Origin of the sequence: Rathayibacter sp. PhB152, assembly GCF_003751395.1 — a bacterium.
Taxonomy (GTDB): domain Bacteria; phylum Actinomycetota; class Actinomycetes; order Actinomycetales; family Microbacteriaceae; genus Rathayibacter; species Rathayibacter festucae.
In genome coordinates, this window is the sequence record NZ_RJUT01000001.1 from 135966 (window position 1) to 158872 (window position 22907).

The window sequence follows — 22907 nt, forward strand, 5'->3', positions numbered from 1 at the left end:
CCCTCTTCCTCCTAGGAGATCCTCGTGACCCTGACCACCACCGTCGCCCTCGGCGGCCCCGTCGCCCCGACCGCGGGCGCGCTCCGGCCGCTGCGCCAGGACGAGATCCGGCTGACCGGCGGCTTCTGGCAGCACTACCAGCGGCTCGGCGCGGACGCCGTGATCGGCCACTGCCTGAGCTGGATCGAGCGGGTCGGCTGGGCCGGCAACTTCGACCGCGCGGCGAACGGCACGATCTCCTCGGCGGCCGGCGGCGACCTCCACGCGGGCATCGAGTTCGTCGACTCGGAGGTCTACAAGCTGCTCGAGGCGATGGCCTGGGAGCTGGGCCGCTCCGACGATCCGGAGCTCGCCGCGCAGTACGAGACGCTGGTGCTGCGGGTCGCGGGGGCCCAGGACGAGGACGGCTACCTGCACACGAGCTTCGGCCGGCCGGGGCAGCGGGCGCGCTACTCCGATCTGGAGTGGGGGCACGAGCTGTACTGCTTCGGCCACCTGATCCAGGCCGCCGTGGCGCGGCTGCGCACCGGGCACGACGACCTGCTGCCGGCCGTGGCGCGGCGCCTCGCCGACCACGTGATCGCGGTGTTCGGGGCGGAGGGACGTGTCGCGGTCTGCGGGCATCCCGAGATCGAGCCGGCGCTCGCCGAGCTGGCGCGGGCCACCGGCGACGGGCGGTACCTGGAGCAGGCGCGGCTGTTCGTCGAGCGGCGCGGCACGGGGACGCTCGGTCCGATCGCCTTCGGGCCCGAGTACTTCCAGGACGACGTGCCGGTGCGCTCGGCCGAGGTGCTGCGCGGGCACGCGGTGCGGGCGCTGTACCTCTCGGCGGGGGCGCTCGACGTCGCCGTGGAGACGGGCGACGCGGAGCTCGAGGCCGCGGTGCAGCGGCAGTGGGCGGCGACGGTCGCGCGCCGCACCTATCTGACCGGCGGGATGGGCTCGCACCACCAGGACGAGGCGTTCGGCGCCGACTTCGAGCTGCCGCCGGACCGCGCCTACGCCGAGACCTGCGCGGCGATCGCGTCGAACATGCTGTCGTGGCGGCTGCTGCTGCGCTCGGACGACGCGGCCTACGCGGATCTGATGGAGCGGACGCTGCTGAACGCGGTGCTGCCCGCGACGCGCGAGGACGGGCGCGCCTTCTTCTACACGAACACGCTGCAGCAGCGGGTCGACGGGGTGGCGCCGGACGAGAGCGTCGAGACCGACCGGGCGCAGTCGAGCCTGCGGGCGCCGTGGTTCTGGGTGTCCTGCTGCCCGACGAACACGGCGCGGACCCTCGCGAGCGTCGAGCTGAGCTTCGCGACCGCGACGGACGACGGGGTGCAGTTGCACCAGTACGGGGCGTACCGGGTGACGACGGGCGACGTGTCGCTCGAGGTGGAGACCGCGTATCCGGAGGACGGCGAGATCGCGGTGCGGATCCTCGCGGACGCGGAGTTCGCGCTGACGCTGCGGATCCCGCCGTTCGCGCGCGGGACGGCGCTGCTCGACGGGCAGGCGGTGGACGCGGGGCTCTCGACGGTGACGGTGCGGCGGGCGTTCGCAGCCGGCGACGTCGTGCGGCTGTCGCTGCCGATGCCGGCGCGCTTCGTGACGCCGCACCCGCGGATCGACGCGGTGCGCGGCCAGGTCGCGGTGGAGCGCGGGCCGTTCGTGCTGGCGCTGGAGTCGCTCGAGCTGCCGGACGGCCTCGACACCGAGCACGTCGCGGTGGACGCTGAGGTCTCGCCGGTCGCTGTCGGCGACGGCGCCCGGGTGGCGCTCGTGCGCCGCGACGCCCCGGCGTCCCCGTGGCCCTACTCCGTGCCGGCGGAGCTCGGCGAGCGCTTCACCGCCGAGTTCCACCCCTACTACCGCTGGGCGAACCGCGGCCCCTCCACGATGCGCATCTGGACGCCGACGCTCTGACGCGCCTCCCGCGAGATGCCACTTGTGCACGCCTTGCACGGCGTGTCGCGCGCACAAGTGGCATCTCGCGGCGCCGACAGGTCGTCCGTGTACGCCCACGCTGGTCGAGTGGCCCCGGAGGGGGATTCATGCTGGTCGAGTAGCCCCGGAGGGGCGTATCGAGACCCGGCGCCCTCAGCGGGGCGGGTCTGCGGGCCCGCCTTCTGACGGTGGGGGGATCTCGATACGCCCGCTGCGCGGGCTACTCGATCAGCAAAGGGGACCCGCTGCGCGGGCTACTCCAAAGGGGACCCGTTGCGCGGGCTGCTCGATCAGCGAAGGGGCGCGGGCTTCTCGGTCGGCGAGCTGCTGCGAGATGCCACTTGTGCACGCTTTTTGCGGCGTGTCGTGTGCACAAGTGGCATCTCGCGGAGGGGGTCAGTGCTCGCGGCGGGAGGGGGCGTCGGCCGGGGTCTCCAGGGGGGCGTCCTGGACGGTGGAGCGGTCGGACTTGGAGCGGTCGCCGCGGGTCTTCAGGAGGCTGGCGATCGTGGCGACGGCGATGGTCGAGCCGATGAAGGTGAGCGAGAACCAGATCGGGATCTCGGGGACCCAGAGCAGGGGCTCGCCGCCGTTGATGAACGGGACCTCGTTGACGTGCAGGGCGTGGAAGACGAGCTTCACGGCGATGAAGCCGAGGATGACGGCCAGGCCCTGGCTGAGGTAGACGAGGCGCTCGAGCAGTCCGCCGATCAGGAAGAACAGCTGGCGCAGGCCCATCAGCGCGAAGGCGTTCGCGGTGAAGACGATGTAGGCCTCGTTGGTCAGTCCGTAGATGGCGGGGATCGAGTCGAGCGCGAAGACGAGGTCGATGAAGCCGATGGCGACGATGGTCAGCAGCATCGGGGTGACGAAGCGGCGGCCGTCCTTCTTCACCGTCAGCTTGTCGCCGTGGTACTCGTCGGTGACGGGGAGGATGCGGCGCACCAGGCGCATGAACGCGTTGTTCGAGGGGTCGCCGTGGTCGCCCTTGATTTGCTGGTAGGCCAGCACGAAGAGCAGGGCGCCGAAGAGGTAGAAGACCCAGGAGAAGTTCTCGATCAGGGCCGCGCCGACCGCGATGAAGCCGCCGCGCATGATCAGCGCGATGACGATGCCGATCATCAGCACCTTCTGCTGGTACATCTTCGGCACCGCGAAGCCGGTCATGATGATCAGGAAGAGGAAGAGGTTGTCGAGCGACAGCGCCTTCTCGGTGAGATAGCCGGCGAAGTACTCGCCGCCGTAGCGCCAGTCGGCGACGATGCCGATCCCGACGCCGAAGAGCAGCGCGAGGCCGATGTAGAAGGCCGACCAGCGGGCGGACTCGCCGATGGTCGGCTCGTGCGGCTTCCGCACGTGCGCGAAGAACTCGTAGACGAAGAAGGCGATCGTCACGGCGATGGTGATCAGCCAGATGATGGGAGTGATCTGCACGGGGGTGCTCCAAGAGGGTCGGTCGATGAGGGACCAAGGTCTCCTCCACTCCGGCCGCGACCTCTCGGAGGTGGTGGCGGAGCCGATGGCCCGGGACGCTCATTCGCATCCGTAATGACGGGCTCACCGCAGTCGGGAGTACTCCCCTTGCTGTCTGCGATTCTACTCAGGGACCGCGTGCACAAGGCTGGGAGAGTACCGATACGTCGCTTCTGGATCCATACCGCTCTATATTGGATCCAGCGGCAGCGTGCCGCGCGAGAGGCGGCGCATGGCCATCCAGACGGTCCTCGGCCCGGTCGAGGCGGCGGAGCTCGGCGTCGTGTCGATGCACGAGCACCTGCTGACCGACGCGAGCGCGCTGCAGCGGCCCGGCGTCGAGGCGCTCGATCCGGACGCCCCGGTCACCGCCGAGCTCGCGGCCGCCCTGCGCTGGAGCCAGCTCGCGCTCGCCGACAACCTCCGCCTCGACGATGTCGACCTGCTCGCCGACGAGCTCCGCGCGGGAGCCTCGGCCGGGCTCGCCGCCGCCGTCGACCTCAGCTCGCTCGGCTTCGGGCCCGACCACTCCCGACTGCCCGCCCTGTCCGGCCAGGCGGGCGTCGCGATCGTCGCCGGGTACGGCGCGTACCTCCCGCGCCTCCTGCCCGAGTGGTTCCTCGCGCTCGACGTCGACGGCCGCACCGGGCTCTTCACCCGGGCGCTGACGGAGGCGATCCCCGGCACGACCTACCGCGCGGGACTCCTCGGCCTGATGGGCACGACCGGCGCCTTCGCGACGCTCGAGGGGGAGCAGGAGCGGATCAGCCTCACCGCCGCGGCCCGCGCGGCCGCCGCCACCGGCTCCGCGATCACCGTGCGGCTCGCCGCCGACGCCCGCAACGGCCTCGAGGTCCTCGCGCACGTCGTCGCCGAGGGAGTGGATCCCTCCCGCGTCGTGTTCAGCACCGTCGACGAGTTCCTCGACCTGCCCTACCTCCGCGACCTCGGAGAGGCCGGCGCCGTGCTGGAGCTCTGCTTCGGCAACGAGGGCGCGCACGTCGGCCGCATCCGCAACGCGAGCGACCCGCAGCGCCTGGACGCGCTGCTGGAGCTGCTCGACAGCGACCCCGGCATCCGCTGGGTTCTCGGCCACAGCACCTGGACGAAGGGCCAGCTGCGCCGCTTCGGCGGGCACGGCTTCGACCACCTCGGTGCGCGCGTCCTGCCGGGGCTCCGCGCGCTCGGCGTCGCCGACGACGTGCTGCGGCGGATGAGCGTCGAGGAGCCCGCCCGGCTGCTCGACCGGCCCTGACCGACCGGCTCTGACCGACCATTCCGCCCCCTCGGCCCCGACGATTCCGGCCCCGACCCGGCCCCCCGATGAGAGAGACGCAGACCCCATGAGAGACACCCTCGCCCCGCTCGCGCCGATCGAGCCCTTCCTCGTCGACGGCGCCTGGCTCGCTCCCGAGGGCGCGGAGCTGCTCGACGTCGTCGATCCGGCCACGGAGGAGCTGCTCACCCGCGTCCCGCAGGCCGGCCCCGCCGAGATCGAGGCGGCCGTCACCGCCGCCCGCCGCGCGCACGACGACGCGCGCTGGAGCGGGATGAGCCCGCACGATCGCAGCCGCATCCTGAACCGCATCGCCGACCTGATCGAGGAGCGCCTCGAGGAGCTCGCGGTGCTCGAGACCCGCGACAACGGCAAGCCGATCGAGCGCTCGCGCGCCGACACCGCGACCTCGGCCCGTGTCTTCCGCTACTACGCCGGCGCCCCCTCGCGGCTGACCGGCACCGTCGTGCCCGTCGACGCGCAGCACCACGTCTACACGACGCTCGAGCCGGTCGGAGTCGCGGCGCTGATCCTGCCGTGGAACTTCCCGATCATGACGGCGAGCTTCAAGCTGGCGCCGGCGCTCGCCGCGGGCTGCACCGTCGTCGTGAAGCCGGCCGAGCAGACTCCGCTGACCATGCTGCGCCTCGCGGCACTCTGCGAGGAGGCGGGCGTCCCCGCTGGAGTCGTCAACGTGCTCACCGGCGACGGCCGGGTCGGCGCGGCGCTCACCGAGCACCCGCTGGTCAGCAAGGTCTCCTTCACCGGCAGCACCGAGGTCGGCCGCAAGGTGATGCGCGCCGCGAGCGAGGACTTCACCCGCTTGACTCTGGAACTGGGCGGCAAGAGCCCGAACATCGTGTTCGAGGACGCGGACCTGGACGCCGTGGTGCTGACCGCGATGCGGGCGTCGTTCGGCCACTCCGGCCAGATGTGCACGGCGGGCAGCCGGCTGCTGGTGCAGCGCTCGATCCTCGAGGAGACGACGGAGCGCGTGGCCGCGGCGGTGCGGAAGGTCGCGCTCGGCGACGGGCTGGCCGGCGGGGTGACCGTCGGGCCGCTGGTGTCCGAGGAGCAGCGGCAGCAGGTGCTCGGCTACATCGCGCAGGGCGAGGCGGAGGGCGCGGTCGTCGCGGTGGGTGGCGGCGTGCCGGACCGGCCGGGCTACTACGTCGAGCCGACGCTGTTCACGGGGGTCACGAACACGATGACCATCGCGCGCGAGGAGATCTTCGGGCCGGTCGTCGGCATCATTCCGTTCGAGGACGAGGACGAGGCGGTGGCTCTCGCCAACGACCAGACCTACGGCCTCGCCGCGGGGGTGTGGACGAACGACCTGGCGCGGGCGCACCGGATGGGGCGGCGGCTGCGCGCGGGCACCGTGTGGGTCAACACGTACAACCTGTTCGATCCGGCGCTGTCGTTCGGCGGCGTGGGGGAGTCCGGCATGGGGCGCGACCTGGGCGAGGAGGCGCTGCGCTCGTTCTGCGAGCTGAAGAGCGTGGTCGTCGCGCTCTGAGCCCGGCGCCGGTTCGATCTGCAGGCGATCTGCGCGGGAACGGGCTGATCGCCGCGTCACTTCGTCTCCTGACAGGGCGATCGCCTGCAGATCGGACAGCAGCCCTCCGCAGTGCAGGTGCGCGTCTGTTGTGCAGGTGCGCGTCTGTTGTGCAGGTTATGCGGCGCGGAAGCCGCTTACCGGCGCGAGGTCGGGGGCAGGAGGGGCGGATCACCTGCGGATCGGACGGGGGCTGCCCGTCAGATCCAGCCGTTCTCGCGGGCCTCGATCACGGCGCGCTGGCGGGTGTCGACGTCGAGCTTGCGCAGGATCGACGAGACGTGGTTGCGCACCGTGCCCGCGGACAGGTGCAGCGCCTTGCCGATCTCGCCGGTGGTCTCGCCGCGGGAGCCGGCGCTCAGGACGTCCAGCTCGCGGTCGGTGAGCGGACTGCGCGTGGTCGCGAGGGCGTCGGCGGCGATCTCGGGATCCACGTAGCGGCGGCCCGCGGCGACCTGGCGGATCACCTCCGCCACGTCCTCCACCCGCCGCGACTTGGGCAGGAACCCGCTGACCCCGACGGCCAGCGCGCGGCGCAGCACGCCGGGCCGCGCGTGCCGGGTGACCACGATGACGCGGGTCGCCGAGACGCGGCGAAGTCGCTCCGCGGCCTCGATGCCGTCCATGCCGGGCATCTCGACGTCGAAGAGGCAGACGTCGGGCTCGAGGCGCACGGCCTCGGCGACCGCCTCCGCTCCGTCGCGGCACTCGCCGACGATCTCGAGATCGGGCTCCAGCCGGAGCAGGGCGGCGAGGGCGGTGCGGATCATGTCCTCGTCGTCGGCGAGGAGCACCCGGATCACGCGGCACCGCCGGGCAGGCGCGCGTCGAGCTCGAAGGAGCGGCGCACGGTGCGGGTGCTGAGGGTGCCGCCGGCCCGCTCGATCCGCTCGGTCATGCCGAGGACGCCGGAGCCGGTGCAGGCCTCGATGCCCTCCGACTCGGCCCCCTCCGACTCGGCCCCCTCCGGCACGTCGTTCACCGCCTGGAAGCGCCACGACTCCGCCTCGCACGCCAGCCGCAGCCGGGCCGACTCGCCGCCGCCGTGCTTGAGGATGTTGGTCGTGCTCTCGCGGACGACCGGCCCGAGCACGTCGGCGGGGGCGCGGTCCGCGTCGGGATCGACGGCCAGCTCGACCCTTAGCCCCGCCGAGCGGAGCAGGTCGGCGGCGTTGGCGAGCTCGTCGGCGAGCGAGACGCTGCGGAAGCGCGTCGCCAGCTCGCGGGTGCCGGTGCGCGCGTCGTCGACCGAGCGCTGAGCGGCCCGGAGCTGCTCCAGGGCGCCGTCCGGATCGTCGCGCAGCAGCCGCTCGGCGAGCTCGAGCTGCAGGGCGATCACCTGCAGATGGTGCCCCTGGAGGTCGTGCACGTCGCCGGCGAGGATCAGCCGCTCCTGCGCGGCCGCCAGGCGCCCCTCCGCCACCCGCGCGCGGTCGAGCTCGCGGACGATGTCCCACCACCAGAGCATGCTGACGATCGCGAGGGGCAGCGCGGCCGCGAACGCGAACAGGACCGGCGCGGCACCCGGTGCGAGCGAGAGCGGCGTGGTGCCGATCGCCTGATCGTGCTCGAGCCAGGCGCTGACGGCGAGCAGCACGGTGAGGAACGTGGTGACCCGCCAGCGGATCCCGCGCGGCCAGGGCAGCAGCACGACGAGCACGAAGGCGAGCGAGAGCGGGAGGGTGGGGCTGCCCGCCGCCAGTCCGGTCGCCGCGGCGCCGACGAGACCGAGGGCCTGGAGTCCGAGGGTGGCGGGGCCGAGGCGCGCCGGGGCGTCCCGGTCGGCCCGGCGGTAGCGCTGCGCGGAGACGGTGAAGACTGCGGCCCAGACCGTGGCGGCGAGGAGGTAGCCGACCACCCGCCACGGCGACGGGTCGCCGACCAGCAGCGGCACCAGCCAGACGAACAGCACCGCGAGGACGAACGAGCCGGCCGAGAGCAGCGTGTACCACCAGGTCGCGGCGACGCCCTTGCCGGAGGGCGGAGCGGCAGCGGTGTCGTCGGGAGCGAGGAGCGCGGTCGGCATGCGGCCCAGGCTACGGCCATGACAGATGTCACCCGTGGGGCGGCCGATCCTCCCGGGCGGCGGTGACGGGAGGGCACTGCCGGGCACCCCGTGCGGCGGGCTGGGATGGACATGTCCCGATCGACGGGGCAGCGGCCAGGCCGCTCAGCCAGAAGGAGACACCGCCATGTCGACCATCGTCAGCGACGCGATCCTCGGATTCCAGGGCCTCATCCAGGACGTCCCCGACCTCGTCCAGCCGCTCGTGGTGGCGCTCGCCGGAGCCGTGCCGTTCATCGAGGGCGAGGGAGCCGCGACGATCGGCATCATCGGCGGGATCCACCCGGTCGTCGCCGCCGTCTCGGCCGCCGCGGGCAACTTCCTCTGCGTGGCGCTGCTCGTTCTCCTCGGCGCGGGCGTCCGCTCGGCGATCACCGGCGGGAAGCCGCGGAAGCGCGCCACCGCCCGCCGCGAGAAGTTCCAGCGGGCGTTCACCCGCTACGGCGTGCCCGGCGTGAGCCTGCTCGGCCCGCTGCTGCTGCCCACCCACTTCACCGCGGTGATGCTCGCCGGTGCCGGCGTCGCGAAGGGCCGCGTCCTGCTCTGGCAGGGCATCGCGATCGCACTGTGGACGACGGTGCTCACGGTGATCGTGTCGCTGGCGATCGGCGGCGCCGGGCTGGCGTGAGGGGTGGGGCGGCGTCCCCTCCATGTCCGTACACGTGGATCTACTTGGAAGAGACGCCCGCAGACATGCTGGTCGAGTAGCCCCGCAGGGGCGTATCGAGACCCACCACCGCAAGGACGTCGGTCTCTTCCCCGCCCTGCGCTGGCGCCGAAGGCGCTCCCTCCGCTCGATACGCCCGCTGTGCGGGCTACTCGATCAGCATGGAGTTCCCCGCACTGACGAGGTGGCCTTTCCTGGTCAGCATGGAGTTCCCCGCTCACGAGGCGATCTCTGCTCGGAGCCCTCGGCGAGGATTCCGCGCCTGCGTCGGCAGCTCGTGCGGCGATTCCGGCACCCTCGTCACGTCTCCTCGTCGAGGAGGAGAAGAGGAGGGACGGAGCTGTGAGTGTCGAGGACGTCGGACCGGTCGAGGCCGTGTGGGCCTTCGTGAACGCCTACGACGAATGGGCCCAGCGGGGCTACACGCGGAGCGTTCCGGAGGAGCTGGCCGAGGCGGTGACCGAGAAGGGGCTCCCGGGCCTCGACTCGGATGCTCGGTGGTACTCGCGGGGCAAGGTGAGGCAGGTCGGGAGCATGGTCGTCTCCGAGGTCGAGCTGCTGTCGAACTCGGGTACCGACGCCGTCGTCGGGGCGCTCCTCGACACGACGGGCATCCGCGTCCTCGCCAACGGCAAGGAGACGTTCCGCAGCACCGAGGAGGCGGACCTGATCCACCGCGTGCGGATCGGCCTCGTCTTCGACGGCCGCTGGCGGATCGACGTGATCGACACGGTGGAGTAGCGGCGCTATCACTCCGCAGGAGTCGTCGTAGCGGGTGGTCCGGTACGACGACTCCTGGAGAGTGGGGGCGGCTGAGGGGCGGGCGCGGCCGCGGGTGCGCAGAAGTTGTCGTGGTGGGTGCTCGAGCACGACAACTCTTGAGGAGTGGGAGAGGCAGCGCGCGCGTCAGGTGGGGAGCGGGCGGGACGACGCGGCCAGGCGGCGGACGGCGTCGCGGGGGGCGTGGGTGACACGGGGCGACTCCGCGAGGAGGAGGGTCGCGCGGGACGGGGCGTACGAGGGCCAGTCGGGGCCGGGGGTGCCGGTGGCGGCGAAGGCGGACCAGTGGCGGGTGAGGGTGTCGCGGAGGGACGTGGGGGCGGCGTCGCCGACCTCGGTGCGGGCGAGGTCGGAGTCGTCGAGGTGACGGAAGAGGAACGGCAGCTCGAGGGAGTGGCCGGCCCGCCGCGCGCCGGTCGAGGCGGGCTGCTCCCAGGTGAAGAGGTACGCGCGGGTGGAGCCGGTGGCGCCGGCGCGGGCGTCGAGGAGGCGCTGGCTGGGCTGCCGGTAGATCGTCTCGGCGAGGCACGTCTCGAGCAGCTCGGCACCGGACACCTCGCGGCCGAGGTCGGCGCGCAGGGCGGCGGCGAACGCCTCCGTCCGGCTGCCGCGCGACGCGGGCCAGTGCGGCAGGAGCAGCGCCAGCTCGCGCTCGAGGAGGTCCGGCGACGGGTCCGGGCCGCCGGGATCGACGAAGCCGGAGCCCTCGTTCACATTCGTGCCGACGATCAGATCCACCGTCGAGGACGCTCCGGCGGCGACCGCGTCCACGGGCGCCGCAGGCAGCACGCGGCCGTCGAGGCTCGGCCGGAAGGCGGGCGTCGGGTTCGGGTGCCCGGCCGAGCGCCGCTCGATCAGGCGCTGCTGGGCGGCGACCACGTCCTCCCAGGGCAGCGTGAGCAGCCGCGACGGGTCGTCCGCCAGGCCCAGGAGCGCGAGCAGCTCGGCGGTGACGCCCTCGCCGAAGGCCCGCGAGCCGATCCGCTCCGGATTGCCGCTCTGCAGCACAGCCCGCTGGAAGAGGCCGGCGGCAGCGGGCGCGGCGAGCAGCGCCGACACCAGCACCGCGCCCGCGGACTGCCCGGCGAGCGTCACCCGCGACGCGTCCCCGCCGAACGCGGCGATGCCCGAGCGCACCCAGCGGAGCGCGCCGATCACATCCAGCAGCGCGAGGTTCGCGGAGTCGGCGTACTCCGCACCGAGCAGGTGCTCGAGGGTCAGGAAGCCGAGGGCGCCGAGCCGATGAGCGACGGAGACGACGACCATCCGGCCCGCGGCGGCGAGACGCGCGCCGTCGGAGAGCGGCTCCGCGTTCGATCCGACGATGTGCAGCCCGCCGTGCACCCAGACGAAGACCGGCAGGCCGCGGGCGGCGGGATCGGGTGTCCAGATGTTCAGGTGCAGCGAGTCCCGCTCGGAGACGGGCGCGTCGGCGAACGGCTGCGGCGCGAGAGGCCCGCGTGAGACGGCCGGACGCACACCCGCCCACGGCTCCACCGCCACGCCGGGCCGGAAGCGCTCGGCCACCCGCAGGTACGGCACGCCGAGGAAGGCGTGCACCGCCCCGTCCGGCGTCTCGACCACCCGGCCGCGCACCGTGCCGCCCGGAGTGACGACCTCGGTCATGCGGGCTGGTGCAGCACGGGCCCGTGGCCGGGCGAGAGCGTGCTCTGCAGCACGAGGGAGGAGGCGCCGATCGCCGCGGCGTCGCGCGGGTTCGCGGACAGCTCGACGCTGATCGGGTGCGCGCGGCGGGCGAAGCGGCGGGCCTCCAGCCGGGAGCGCAGCGCCCGCGTGTAGATCGAGCCGGCGATCGCGACGCCGGGGCCGGTGAGGACGAGCGCGTCGAGGTCGAAGAGGTTGGCGAGGGTGACGGCGCCGTCGGCGAGGTGCCCGGCGGATCGCTGCAGCAGCGACTCCGCAGCGGGGTGGCCGTTGATCGCGGCGAGGCTCAGCACGTCGAAGTCGCGGGCGTTCTGCTCCACCTCGAAGGTGAGATCGAGGTCCGCGAACGAGCCGCGGTCCGCGCCCGCGTCCTCGACCACGACGGAGGGCGCCGCGTAGCGCTCGAGGCAGCCGATGTTGCCGCAGAAGCACTCCCGGCCGCCCGGGGCGATGGTGATGTGGCCGATCTCGGCGGCGTTGGAGCTCGCGCCGCGGAAGAGCGCGCCGTCGAGGACGATGCCGGCGCCGATCCCGGTGCCGATGTAGATGCTGCCGAAGGTCTCGTGCCGCGAGACGCCGCGGCTCCAGAACTCGCCGATCGCGGCGGCGGCCGCGTCGTTGTCGAGCAGGATCGGGATGCCGAAGCCGGCGCCGAGCTCCTCGCGCAGGGGGAAGTCGCGCCAGCCCTGCAGGGTGGGCGGGCCGAGGATCCGGCCGGCGGCCTGGTCGATCGGGCCGGGGGCGACGACCGCGACGCCGGCGATGGTGCGGCGGTCGAGGCCGGTGCCGCGGACGAACGCGGCGTAGCCGTCGACGATCCGCCGGGTGACCTCCTCCGGGGCCGCGAGCGCCGCCCCGCGGATCTGCTGGCGCGCGAGCACCCCGCCGCCGGCGTCGGTCGCCACGAAGGTGATCGACTCGAAACCGAGCTGGACGCCGACGCCGATCCGCGCCCGGGTGTTGATCTCGAGCATCTGCCGCGGCTTGCCGCCGCTGGCCGTGGATCCGGTCTCGCGGACGATGCCGTCGGTCAGCAGCTTGCGCACGATCAGCGAGATCGACGGCTGGGTCAGGCCGGTCGCCGAGGTGAGCTCGACGCGGCTGATCGGTCCGGAGGAGCGGATCAGGTCGACGACGAGGGCGCGGCTGCCCGGGGCCGCGGGGGTCGCCTCACGACGCGCCATGCCTGCTCCTCACCGCTCGACCGCCAGCGTACGGGACCGGGCGCCGCGGCCCGCGCCCGCGCCTACGCTGGTACCGCCCGTCCGAGAGAGAGCCGCCATGACCGATCCGAGACCGCCGCGGCCCCTCGGGCTCGCCCTCGTCCGCGCCACCGAGATCATGGGCGCCGAGCCGTACTTCCACGAGTTCATCGCGGGGGTGGAGCACGCGGTCCGCCCGGCCGGTCACTCGGTGCTGCTGAACGTGCTGCCCGACCGCGACGCGGAGATCGAGACCTACCGGCGCTGGGCCCGCGACGGCGAGGTCGACGGCGTGGTGCTCGTCGACCTGGAGGTGGACGACCCGCGGCCGGCGCTGGTGCGCGAGCTCGGGCTGCCCGCGGTGATCGTCGGCCCGCCTTCCGCGGCGCGCGAGCTGCGCGCGGTCTGGACGAACGACGACGACGCGATGCGCGACGCGGTGCAGTTCCTCGCCGACATCGGCCACGAGCGGATCGCGCACGTCGGCGGGCCGGAGGAGCTGCTGCACACGCGCATCCGGCGCGAGTGCTTCCTCAAGGAGTGCGCGGACCGGGGCATCGAGGCGGTCGAGCGCTCCGGCGACTACTCGCGCGAGTCCGGCGGGCGGGCGCTGCGCTCGCTGGCGGAGGAGTCGCAGCCGGCGACCGCGGTGATCCTGGACAGCGATCTGATGGCGATCGGCGCGCTCGACGCGGCCCGGGAGCTCGGGCTCGACGTACCGGGGGCGATGTCGCTGCTGGCCTGGGACGACTCCGCGCAGTGCCAGCTGAGCGAGCCGTCGCTCTCGGCGGTCTCGCACGACGTGCAGGTGATCGGCATGCTGACCGGCCAGGAGCTGCTGAGCGAGATCGCCGAGTCGGCGAGCGGATCGATCGCCAGCCCGCCGGTCGTGGTGGTGGCGCGCGGCACGACGAGTGCACCCGCGCAGCCCGGACGCCAGGAAGCCTGAGCCTCCGGAACGGTCGGGTCGTCGCTGATTCGCCATGCCCGATCTTTACATAAATTATTAATCTTTGTACTTGACGCGGGGCGGGAGCATCAGCGACTCTGGGCACGTCGCCGCGGTGATCGACTCCCGATCAGCTGCGGCGCCGAGACACGTCACCGGTCGAAGGAGCCTGGCTAACCCATGACACGTGCCCACCGCACCCCCTCCGCGTTCTCGCGGGTCCCCCTGCGCCGCTCCCTCGCCGGAGCCGCACTGCTGGCCGTCACGGCCGGGTCGCTGGTCGTCCTCGCGCCGGCCGCGGCGCCGACCGCCTCGGCAGCGGCGATCGCCCCCGACTGGACGAGCGAGAACACCGCCTTCGTGCAGCGCGACGGCAGCGCACTGACCCTCGACGGCGAGCGGTTCCGCGCGAGCGGCACCAACATCTACTGGCTCGGCCTCGACGAGAACGTCGGCGGCGTCGACTACCCCACCTACTTCCGCATCAAGGACGCCCTCGACACCGCCGCGCAGATGGGCGTCACCGTCGTCCGCTCGCACATGATGACCTCGACCGGGCAGAACGACGAGGACCCGCTGGCCCTGATGCCGCGCCTCGGCGAGTACAACGAGGAGGCGTTCCGCACCATCGACTTCGCCGTCGCCTACGCGGGTACCCTCGGCATCCGCCTGGTGCTGCCCCTCACCGACGAGTGGGCGTACTACCACGGCGGTCACCGCGACTTCACGACCCCGCTCGGGCTGGAGTCGGACGACTTCTACTCCGACCCGGCCGCGATCGCCGCGTACCAGGACTACGTCGACGTGATCCTCGGCCACACCAACACGATCACCGGCACGCGCTTCGTCGACGACCCGACGATCATGGCCTGGGAGCTGGGCAACGAGCTCGAGGGGATGACCCTCGACTGGATCAACGCGCAGGTCGCGTACATCAAGGAGAAGGCCCCGGAGCAGCTCGTCGCCGCCGGCCGCCGCTTCGACATCGACCCGGACACCCTCGCGGCGCCCGACCTCGACATCGTCGACGTGCACTACTACCCGCCGACCGCCGAGCGGGTCTCGGCCGACGCCGCGACGGTCGCCGGCGCGGACAAGGTCTACATCGCCGGCGAGTACGCCTCGACGGCCGCGAGCGAGGACCTCCTCGGCGCGGCCGCGGCCGACCCGAACGTCTCGGGCACCTTCTTCTGGTCGCTGTTCGGCAACAACGACCGCGGCGGCTTCGTGCCGCACGACGACGGCTTCACCCTGCACTACCCGGGCGAGACCTCGCGTGAGCAGGAGAGCGTCGACGCGATCGAGCAGTACGGCACCGCCACGGGCAGCACGCCCGGCGAGCTCGAGCTCGGCGCCCCGCTGATCACCGCGATCGACCAGGACTACGGGATCAACGAGGTCTCCTGGCGCGGCACCGCGGGCGCCACCGGCTACCTGGTGCAGCGCTCGACCGGCGGGGAGTGGAGCGACGTCACGGACGGAGTCGTCTCGGCCTCGGCCTCGCCCGTCACCGACTACGACTCCCCGGCCGGCGCGCGCTACCGCGTCGTCCCGGTGGGCGACGACGACCAGCGCGGTCCCGCCTCCGACGCGGTCGCCGCCTCCGCCGGCGGTGCCGTGCTGGTCGACCCGCTGCAGAGCTGGCTGCTGACCGCCGGCCACGAGAACGCGGAGATCGCGCCGACCCCCGCGGGCGGCGTCGTCAGCGCGACCGGCGACGCGAGCGTCACCTGGCAGCGCGACGGGATCGGCGCGGCGGAGTTCGTCGTCTCGGACCCGTCCGCGATCACCGTGGCGACGAGCAGCGACGGGCAGACCTGGACCGGCGCCGCCACCACGACCATCGAGCGCGACGGCGCGAGCGTCGTCGCCGCGACCGGCCTCTCCGGCGACCGGGTGCGGGTGAGCTGGAGCACCGGCGTGCTGCAGCGGGCGACGATCACGAGCGCCGCCGCGCAGGTCGCGCTCGTCGACCCGCTGGACGACTTCTCCCGGACGGCGGCCCACACCGGCAGCCTCTCCTTCGACACCGGCAACCCGGCGCTCTTCGGCGGCGACGCCTCCCGGGTCAAGCGCGACAGCGCCGACCCGGCGAGCCTCGAGTACGCCTTCGACGACATCAGCGGCGCCGACATCACCGCCTGGTACTGGCCCGACCAGCCGGTCGTGCCGCTCACGGTCGAGGGATCGGCGGACGGCACGACCTGGACGCCGCTCGCCGTCGAGACGCGCGGCGGCACCGGGAACTGGCGCGAGTACACGTACTCGGTCCGCGACCTGACCGGCGTGAACCGGCTCCGGATCTCCTGGCCGCAGGGCGCGGGCGAGGTCTGGACGCCGCAGATCGGCGCGGTGAGCCTCTCCTCCCCGAACGCCGCGCCGTTCGGTCTGCCCGCGGCCCCCGCGCTCGGGGCGCCCGCCGACGGCACGGCGGACGTCACCGCCACGCCGACCTTCTCGTGGGAGCCGGCCGCGGACGCCGCGTACTACCGCTTCGTCCTCTCCAGCTCGAGCGACCTCGCGGACCCGCTGGTCTCCGCCACCGGGCTCTCGGCCACGAGCTACCGGCCCCCGGTCGAGCTCGACCCGGAGACGACGTACTACTGGCAGGTCTCCGCGGTGAACGGGCTCGGCGCCACGGCGTCGGCGACGCGCACCTTCAGCACGGCGGCGCTGCCGACCGAGCCGGTCGTGGTCGAGGACTTCGACGGCTACGCCGACGACGCCGCGCTGCAGGCCGCCTACGTCCGGAACACCGGCGGCGGCACCATCACGCCGACGCTGGTGCCGAGCCCCGCGAACGACACGAGCGCCGCCCGCTTCGACTACGACACCGGCACGGCCGGTTATGCCGGCACGGTGCGGACCTTCGCGGCCGCGCAGAACTGGTGGGGCTACTCCGGCCTGTCGCTCACGGTCGACGCCGACCGGGCCGTGCCGCTCGCGGTGCAGTTCGTCGCGAACGGCGCGTACTGGGAGGCGACGGTCACCCCGTCCGCCGACGGCGTGCAGCGGATCGAGATCCCGTTCGAGGACTTCGCGCCGCCCGCCTGGGCGCCGCAGGCCGATCTCGACCTCACCTCGGTCACGCAGTACGCGCTCTACGTGAACGGCTCGAGCGCGGGCTCGCTGGTGCTCGACGACGTCGAGACCGTGGTGGCGGAGGCGACCACGCCGACGCCGACGCCCACTCCGACCGCTCCGCCCACCGCGACGCCGACGCCGACCGCGACGCCGACGGCCACGCCCACCGCGACCCCGACCGCGACTCCCACGGTCACGCCCACCACCCCGCCCACCGCGACCCCGTCGCCCACTCCGACCCCCGCGCCCGCCGTGCCCTCGTGGCTGGAGTCGCTGGTGAAGAAGTACCTGCCGAACCTCTGGCAGTGGTGGCTCGGCCGCCACTAGCCGCGAGCCGCAGCCGGCACCGCCCCCGCACCACCCCTCCGTTCCCACCACCACCTCCCGTCGCCGAAGGCGGCGACGGCCCACCGAGGAGAACTCCTGTGCACCGACCCACCACCCGCCGCCCGGCGCCCGCCCGCCGCAGCACGCTGATCGGCCTCGCCGCCGTCGCCGCATCGGCCTCGCTCGTCCTGTCCGGCTGCTCCGCCGGCGCGAGCAACGACTCCGGCGAGCCCGCCGGCGAGATCACCGTGCTGACCAACCGCACCGACCTCGTCGACACCACCTTCGCCGACTACGCCTCGACCTTCGAGAAGCAGTACCCCGGCACCACCGTGAAGTTCGAGGCGCTCACCGACTACGAGGGCGACACCAAGATCCGCCTGAACTCGAAGGACTACGGCGACGTGCTGCTCATCCCGAGCTCGAACGTCACCAAGGACGACTACGCGAACTACTTCGAGCCGCTCGGCTCGACCGACGAGCTGTCCGAGAAGTACCGCTTCACCAACGAGGGCTCGTTCGACGGCACCGCGTACGGCATCTCGACCTTCGGCTCCGCGATGGGCTACGTCTTCAACCGCGACGTCTGGACCGCGGCCGGCGTCACCGACCCGCCGCAGACGGAGGAGGAGTACCTGGCCGACCTCGAGGCGATCAAGGCGACCGGCGTCACTCCCTATTACACGAACTACAAGGACGGCTGGCCGCTCGCGACCATCGAGGGCAACCTCGGCACGGTGCAGGGCGAGGATGTCCGCACCGAGATGATCAACGACGACGCGCCCTGGACCGAGGGCAACGACCAGTACAACATCGACGGTCTGCTCTACGACACGGTCGCCGCCGGCCTCAGCGAGGACGACCCGACCACCACGAACTGGGAGGAGTCGAAGGACCTCCTCGCCCAGGGCGAGATCGGCTCGATGGTCCTCGGCTCCTGGGCCGTCTCGCAGATGCAGGACGCCGCCGAGAAGGCCGGCAAGCCGCGCGACACGATCGGCTTCTGGCCGATGCCGTGGGCGCAGGACGGCGCGTTCACCTCGGTGACCGCCTCGGACAAGTTCCTCGCGATCAACAAGAACTCCGACAACAAGGCGACCGCCCGGGCCTGGATCGACTGGTTCACCGAGGACTCCGGCTTCGCCGCCAGCCAGGGCGCGATCAGCCCGGTGATCTCGGATCCGGCGCCCGACACCCTGTCCGACTTCGACGCGCTCGGCGTGACCTACCTCGAGCTCGCTCCGGACCCGGTCGGCAAGGAGGCCGTCATCAACGACATCGCCAACGAGGCCGAGATCGACCTCTTCGGCAACTCCTACCGCCAGAAGCTGATCGACGCCGCCCGCGGCGCCGGCGACGGCGACAAGCAGTCGCTCTTCGACGACCTCAACGCGCGCTGGGCCGCGGCCCGCGCGGACGTCGCGGAGTAGCAGCCCCGCCTTCCGCCCCGGGGGCGACCCGCCACCCGCGGGTCGCCCCTCCCCACCCCCTCACGACCGCATTCCCCGGGATGCCGAAAGGATCGACATGGCGATCACCGACGCTCCGCCCCTCGAGGTCGGAGCGAGCAAGCGGGCCGGCGGCGGCCGTCGCGGCGACAGGCCCTCCGGCCGCCGCCAGCGGCTGACCGGGCGCCGCAGCACGCCCTGGCTGTTCCTCGCCGTGCCGCTGGCGTTCCTCGTCGTCCTGACCTACATCCCGGTCGCGAACATGTTCTGGTACAGCGTCACCGACTGGGACGGCCTCGACCCGGACAAGACGTTCGTCGGCCTGGAGAACTACGTCGAGATCTTCACCCGGCCCGAGATCTTCCAGGTCTTCTTCGTCAGCCTCTTCTACCTGGCCGGCGCGGTCGCGCAGCTCGGGCTCGCGCTGTTCTTCGCGACGCTGCTCAGCTTCCAGACCCGGTTCCGCAACTTCTTCAAGGGCGTCATCTTCTTCCCGTACCTGATCAACGGGGTCGCGATCGGGCTGATGTTCCTCTACTTCTTCCGCCCCGACGGCACCCTCGACGCGGTGCTCGGCGCCTTCGGCGTGCAGGACACCCCGCAGTGGCTCGGCGACCCGTCGGTCGTCAACGTCTCGCTCGCCGCGACCTCGGTCTGGCGCTACATGGGGCTGAACTTCGTGCTGTTCCTCGGCGCGATCCAGTCGGTGCCGGAGGAGCAGTACGAGGCGGCGGACATCGACGGCGCGACGTCGTTCGACAAGTTCCGCTACATCATCGTGCCCAGCATCCGCCGGATCCTCGGGCTGTCCTTCATCCTCGCGATCGCGGGCGCCCTGTCGGCGTTCGAGATGCCGTACATCATGACCGGCGGCGCCAACGGGTCCGAGACCTTCGTGATCCAGACCGTCGACACCGCGTTCCGCTACTCGAAGGTCGGCCTCGCCTCGGCGATGGCCGTCGTCCTGCTCGCGATCGTGCTGATCATCACCGCGGTGCAGCGCCGCGTGTTCCCCGACGAGAAGGCGGGCCAGGAATGACCACCACGCAGCCCCGGACCGAGGCCGTCACCGGCCTGCCCGTGACCCCCGCCCCCCGCGGCTCCCGCCGACCCCGGCGCGGCTCGGTGCTCGGCGCGATCGGCAAGTACACCTCGCTGATCGTCGCCTGCCTGTTCGCGCTGGTGCCGATCGTCACGATCTTCATGCTCGCCTTCAAGACCTCGACGGAGTACCGCAGCACCGGTCCACTCGTCCCGCCGAGCAACTGGTTCAACTTCGAGAACTTCGCGATCGCCTTCAGCCAGGGCGGGATGGTGACCGGGTTCCTCAACACCGGGATCATCCTGCTGGTGTCGGTGGCGGGGACGATCCTGATCGGCACCATGGCCGCCTACGCGATCGACCGCTTCCGCTTCCGCGGGCGCCGGCTCGTGACGGGGCTGTTCCTGCTCGCGACCCTGGTGCCGTCGGTGACGACCCAGGTGGCGACCTTCCAGGTGATCAACGCCCTCGACCTCTTCAACACCCGCTGGTCGGCGATCCTGCTCTTCACCGGCACCGACATCGTGGCGATCTACATCTTCCTGCAGTTCATGCAGTCGATCCCGGTCTCGCTCGACGAGGCGGCGATGCTCGACGGCGCCAGCCGCTTCACCGTCTACTGGCGGATCGTGCTGCCGCTGCTGAAGCCGGCGATCGCCACGGTCGTGATCATCAAGGGGATCGCGGTCTACAACGAGTTCTACATCCCCTTCCTCTACATGCCCTCGCAGGATCTCGGGGTCATCTCGACCTCGCTCTTCCGCTTCATGGGCCCCTTCGGAGCACAGTGGGAGGTCATCGCCGCCGGCACGATCCTCGTCATCGTCCCGACGCTCGTCGCCTTCCTCTTCCTCCAGCGCTTCATCTACAACGGACTGACCTCAGGAGCCACCAAGTGACCCACCTCAGCACCGAGCGACTCTCGGCCACCCTCCGCCCGCTGCACGACGGCTGGAGCGTGCGCGCGCTCCGCGGCCCGATCCCCGCGGAGATCGCGGGCGCGACGGTCCCGGCGACCGTCCCCGGACTCGTGCACACCGACCTCCTCGCCGCCGGCCTCATCCCCGACCCGTACCTCGACCAGAACGAGAAGAAGGTCACCTGGATCGGCGAGACCGACTGGGAGTACGCGTCCGTCTTCGCCTGGTCTCCCGACGGGCACGACCGGCACGAGCTGGTCTTCGAGGGCCTGGACACGGTCGCGACGATCACGCTGAACGGGTCCGTCGTCGCGAGCACCCGCAACCAGCACCGCACGTACCGCTTCGCCGTCGACGGCCTGCTGGTGGAGGGCGACAACACGCTCGTCGTCCGCTTCGCCTCGCCGATCGCCGAGGCCGACCGGGCCAGCCTCGAGATCGGCTACCGCCCGCACACCTACTCGCACCCCTTCAACGCGCTGCGGAAGGCCGCCTGCAACTTCGGCTGGGACTGGGGTCTCGACGCCGCGTCGGTCGGGATGTGGAAGCCGGTCTCGCTGCACGCCTGGAGCGAGGTGCGGCTCGCCGCCGTCCGCCCGGTCGTGACGGTCGACGGGACGACCGGCCGGGTCGCCGTGCACGTGGACCTGGAGCGGACGACGGAGGACGAGGTGGAGCTGACGGCGAGCGTCGACGGCGTCACCGCCTCCGTCACCGTGCCGGCCGGGGAGCGCTCGGCGGTGCTCGAGCTCGCGGTGGCGGACGCGGCACTGTGGTGGCCGCGCGGCTTCGGCGAGCAGCCGCTCTCGCTGCTCGACGTCGAGGCGCGCGTCGGCGGCGCGGTGGTCGACGGCCGGACGCTGCGCATCGGCTTCCGCACGATCGAGGTGCAGCTGGACCGCGACGAGGAGGGCACCTCGTTCCGCTTCGTCGTCAACGGCGAGCCGGTCTGGATCCGCGGCGCGAACTGGATCCCCGACGACGCCTTCATCACCCGCGTGGACCGCGCGCGCCTCGCCCGCCGGATGGACCAGGCCGAGTTCGCGAACATGAACCTGCTGCGGATCTGGGGCGGCGGCTACTTCGAGTCCGACGACTTCTACGAGCTCTGCGACGAGCGCGGGATCCTCGTCTGGCAGGACTTCCTCTTCGCCTGCGCCTCCTACGCCGAGGAGGAGCCGCTCTGGAGCGAGGTCGAGGCGGAGGTGCGCGACAACGTGACGCGGATCATGCCGCACCCGAGCCTCGCGCTCTGGAACGGCAACAACGAGAACATCTGGGGCTACGAGGAGTGGGGCTGGGAGAAGCGCCTCCAGGGCCGCACCTGGGGCCTGGGCTACTACCTCGACCTGCTGCCGCGCCTGGTCGCCGAGCTCGACCCCGAGCGCTCCTACACGCCGGGCAGCCCCTGGTCCGGCGACACCGCGATCTTCGCGAACGACGTCGACCACGGCTCCGTGCACCTCTGGGAGCTGTGGAACCGGGTGGACTACCCCGCCTACCGCGACGTGCACGCCCGCTTCGTCGCCGAGTTCGGCTGGCAGGGCCCGGCCTCCTGGTCGACCGTCCAGCGCTCGATCTCGGACTCGCCGCTGACCCCCGAGTCGCCCGGGATGATCCACCACCAGAAGGCGACCGACGGCAACGACAAGCTGACCGACGGACTCGTCGCGCACCTCCCGCTGCCCGACGACACCGAGGACTGGCACTGGGCGATGTCGCTCAACCAGGCGCTCGCCGTCACGCTGGCGATCGAGCACCAGCGCTCCGAGAGCCCGCGCTGCATGGGCTCGGTGGTCTGGCAGCTGAACGACTGCTGGCCGGTCACCTCCTGGGCCGCGGTCGACGGCGACGGGACGGCGAAGCCGCTGCTCTACGCGCTCAAGCACGTCTACGCGGACCGGCTGCTCACCGTGCAGCCGCGCGGCGAGGGGCTCGCGGTCGTCGCGGTGAACGACAGCCCCGAGGAGTGGGCCGGCGAGGTGGTCGTGCGCCGGGTGCGCTTCGACGGGACGGTGCTCGCGGAGGAGCGGCAGGGGGTGTCGCTGGACGCGCGGTCGGTCGTCACCGTGCCGGTCGGAGTGGGTACCGCGGACGATGTCGCGGGCGAGCTGCTCGTCGCCGAGCTCGCGGGCGAGCGCGCGTTCTGGTTCTTCGCGGAGTACCGGGAGTCGGCGCTCGAGGTGGCGCGGCTGACGACCTCGGTGCGCGCCGTCGACGGCGGGGCGGAGGTGACGGTCACCGCGGAGAACCTCGTGCGCGACCTGACGCTGCTCGTCGACAAGGTCGACCCGGCGGCGGTCGTCGACGACCAGCTGGTCACGCTGCTGCCGGGGGAGTCGGTGACGTTCCGGGTGAGCGGGGCCGGGCTCGATCCTGCCGCGCTCGTCTCGCCGAGCGTGCTGCGCACCGCCAACCAGCTCGTCGCCGACTGGGGCTGACGCGCCGCTCTCCGCGGCGACTCTCCGCGGCGATCGACGGAGCCGACCGGGACCGGCGCACGCCTCCCGGTCGGC

General features: G+C 72.4%; 16 protein-coding genes. 11 read left to right on the plus strand and 5 right to left on the minus strand.

Annotation, left to right across the window (positions count from 1 at the left end):
- The first annotated feature begins 24 nt into the window (after positions 1–24).
- Complete coding sequence (locus EDF36_RS00640; protein ID WP_123731470.1) at positions 25–1914, plus strand: glycoside hydrolase family 127 protein; 1890 nt, start codon at positions 25–27, stop codon at positions 1912–1914.
- A gap of 417 nt (positions 1915–2331) precedes the next feature.
- Here EDF36_RS00640 and EDF36_RS00645 read toward each other — a convergent pair whose 3' ends face one another.
- Entirely contained in the window at positions 2332–3369 is a 1038-nt protein-coding gene (locus EDF36_RS00645) for a TerC family protein (RefSeq protein ID WP_123731471.1), read from the minus strand.
- Positions 3370–3640: 271 nt separating this feature from the next.
- Between EDF36_RS00645 and EDF36_RS00650 the strand changes: the two genes are divergently transcribed.
- Together EDF36_RS00650 and EDF36_RS00655 are read left to right on the plus strand one after the other, a co-directional pair.
- Complete coding sequence (locus EDF36_RS00650; RefSeq protein WP_123731472.1) at positions 3641–4663, plus strand: phosphotriesterase; 1023 nt, start codon at positions 3641–3643, stop codon at positions 4661–4663.
- 88 nt (positions 4664–4751) lie between these two features.
- Positions 4752–6203, plus strand: coding sequence for an aldehyde dehydrogenase (locus EDF36_RS00655; RefSeq protein ID WP_123731473.1), 1452 nt, complete (start codon positions 4752–4754; stop codon positions 6201–6203).
- A 239-nt stretch (positions 6204–6442) separates the two neighbouring features.
- Here EDF36_RS00655 and EDF36_RS00660 read toward each other — a convergent pair whose 3' ends face one another.
- A complete protein-coding gene (locus tag EDF36_RS00660) occupies positions 6443–7045 on the minus strand; it encodes a response regulator transcription factor (protein ID WP_123731474.1) in 603 nt (200 codons plus the stop codon).
- Positions 7042–8268 carry a sensor histidine kinase gene (locus EDF36_RS00665; RefSeq protein ID WP_123731475.1) on the minus strand — a complete coding sequence of 409 codons (1227 nt, stop codon included), beginning with the start codon at positions 8266–8268 and terminating at the stop codon, positions 7042–7044. The genes EDF36_RS00660 and EDF36_RS00665 overlap by 4 nt, the downstream gene beginning before the upstream one ends.
- 166 nt (positions 8269–8434) lie before the next feature.
- Between EDF36_RS00665 and EDF36_RS00670 the strand changes: the two genes are divergently transcribed.
- The gene (locus tag EDF36_RS00670) at positions 8435–8935 is read left to right on the plus strand and encodes a small multidrug efflux protein (protein ID WP_123731476.1); all 501 of its coding nucleotides are present in this window, start codon (positions 8435–8437) and stop codon (positions 8933–8935) included.
- A 381-nt stretch (positions 8936–9316) separates the two neighbouring features.
- A complete protein-coding gene (locus EDF36_RS00675; protein ID WP_123731477.1) occupies positions 9317–9715 on the plus strand; it encodes a hypothetical protein in 399 nt (132 codons plus the stop codon).
- Positions 9716–9880: 165 nt separating this feature from the next.
- Here EDF36_RS00675 and EDF36_RS00680 read toward each other — a convergent pair whose 3' ends face one another.
- Both EDF36_RS00680 and EDF36_RS00685 read right to left on the minus strand, forming a co-directional pair.
- Positions 9881–11380: a carboxylesterase family protein gene (locus EDF36_RS00680; protein ID WP_123731478.1), complete on the minus strand. Its 1500-nt coding sequence runs from the start codon at positions 11378–11380 to the stop codon at positions 9881–9883.
- The gene (locus EDF36_RS00685; protein WP_123706162.1) at positions 11377–12603 is read right to left on the minus strand and encodes an ROK family transcriptional regulator; all 1227 of its coding nucleotides are present in this window, start codon (positions 12601–12603) and stop codon (positions 11377–11379) included. The genes EDF36_RS00680 and EDF36_RS00685 overlap by 4 nt, the downstream gene beginning before the upstream one ends.
- Positions 12604–12700: 97 nt before the next feature.
- On the opposite strand from EDF36_RS00685, the gene EDF36_RS00690 reads away from it, so the two are divergent.
- The 6 genes from EDF36_RS00690 to EDF36_RS00715 all read left to right on the plus strand — a co-directional run bounded on the left by EDF36_RS00690 (position 12701) and on the right by EDF36_RS00715 (position 22832).
- A complete protein-coding gene (locus EDF36_RS00690) occupies positions 12701–13570 on the plus strand; it encodes a LacI family DNA-binding transcriptional regulator (protein WP_123731479.1) in 870 nt (289 codons plus the stop codon).
- Positions 13571–13750: 180 nt separating this feature from the next.
- Positions 13751–16981 carry a carbohydrate binding domain-containing protein gene (locus tag EDF36_RS00695; RefSeq protein WP_123731480.1) on the plus strand — a complete coding sequence of 1077 codons (3231 nt, stop codon included), beginning with the start codon at positions 13751–13753 and terminating at the stop codon, positions 16979–16981.
- A gap of 98 nt (positions 16982–17079) precedes the next feature.
- Positions 17080–18411 carry an ABC transporter substrate-binding protein gene (locus EDF36_RS00700; RefSeq protein WP_123731481.1) on the plus strand — a complete coding sequence of 444 codons (1332 nt, stop codon included), beginning with the start codon at positions 17080–17082 and terminating at the stop codon, positions 18409–18411.
- Positions 18412–18508: 97 nt separating this feature from the next.
- Entirely contained in the window at positions 18509–19468 is a 960-nt protein-coding gene (locus EDF36_RS00705; protein WP_123731482.1) for a carbohydrate ABC transporter permease, read from the plus strand.
- Positions 19465–20370 carry a carbohydrate ABC transporter permease gene (locus EDF36_RS00710; protein WP_123731483.1) on the plus strand — a complete coding sequence of 302 codons (906 nt, stop codon included), beginning with the start codon at positions 19465–19467 and terminating at the stop codon, positions 20368–20370. The genes EDF36_RS00705 and EDF36_RS00710 overlap by 4 nt, the downstream gene beginning before the upstream one ends.
- Positions 20367–22832 carry a glycoside hydrolase family 2 protein gene (locus EDF36_RS00715; RefSeq protein WP_123731484.1) on the plus strand — a complete coding sequence of 822 codons (2466 nt, stop codon included), beginning with the start codon at positions 20367–20369 and terminating at the stop codon, positions 22830–22832. The genes EDF36_RS00710 and EDF36_RS00715 overlap by 4 nt, the downstream gene beginning before the upstream one ends.
- The last annotated feature ends 75 nt before the right edge of the window (positions 22833–22907 follow it).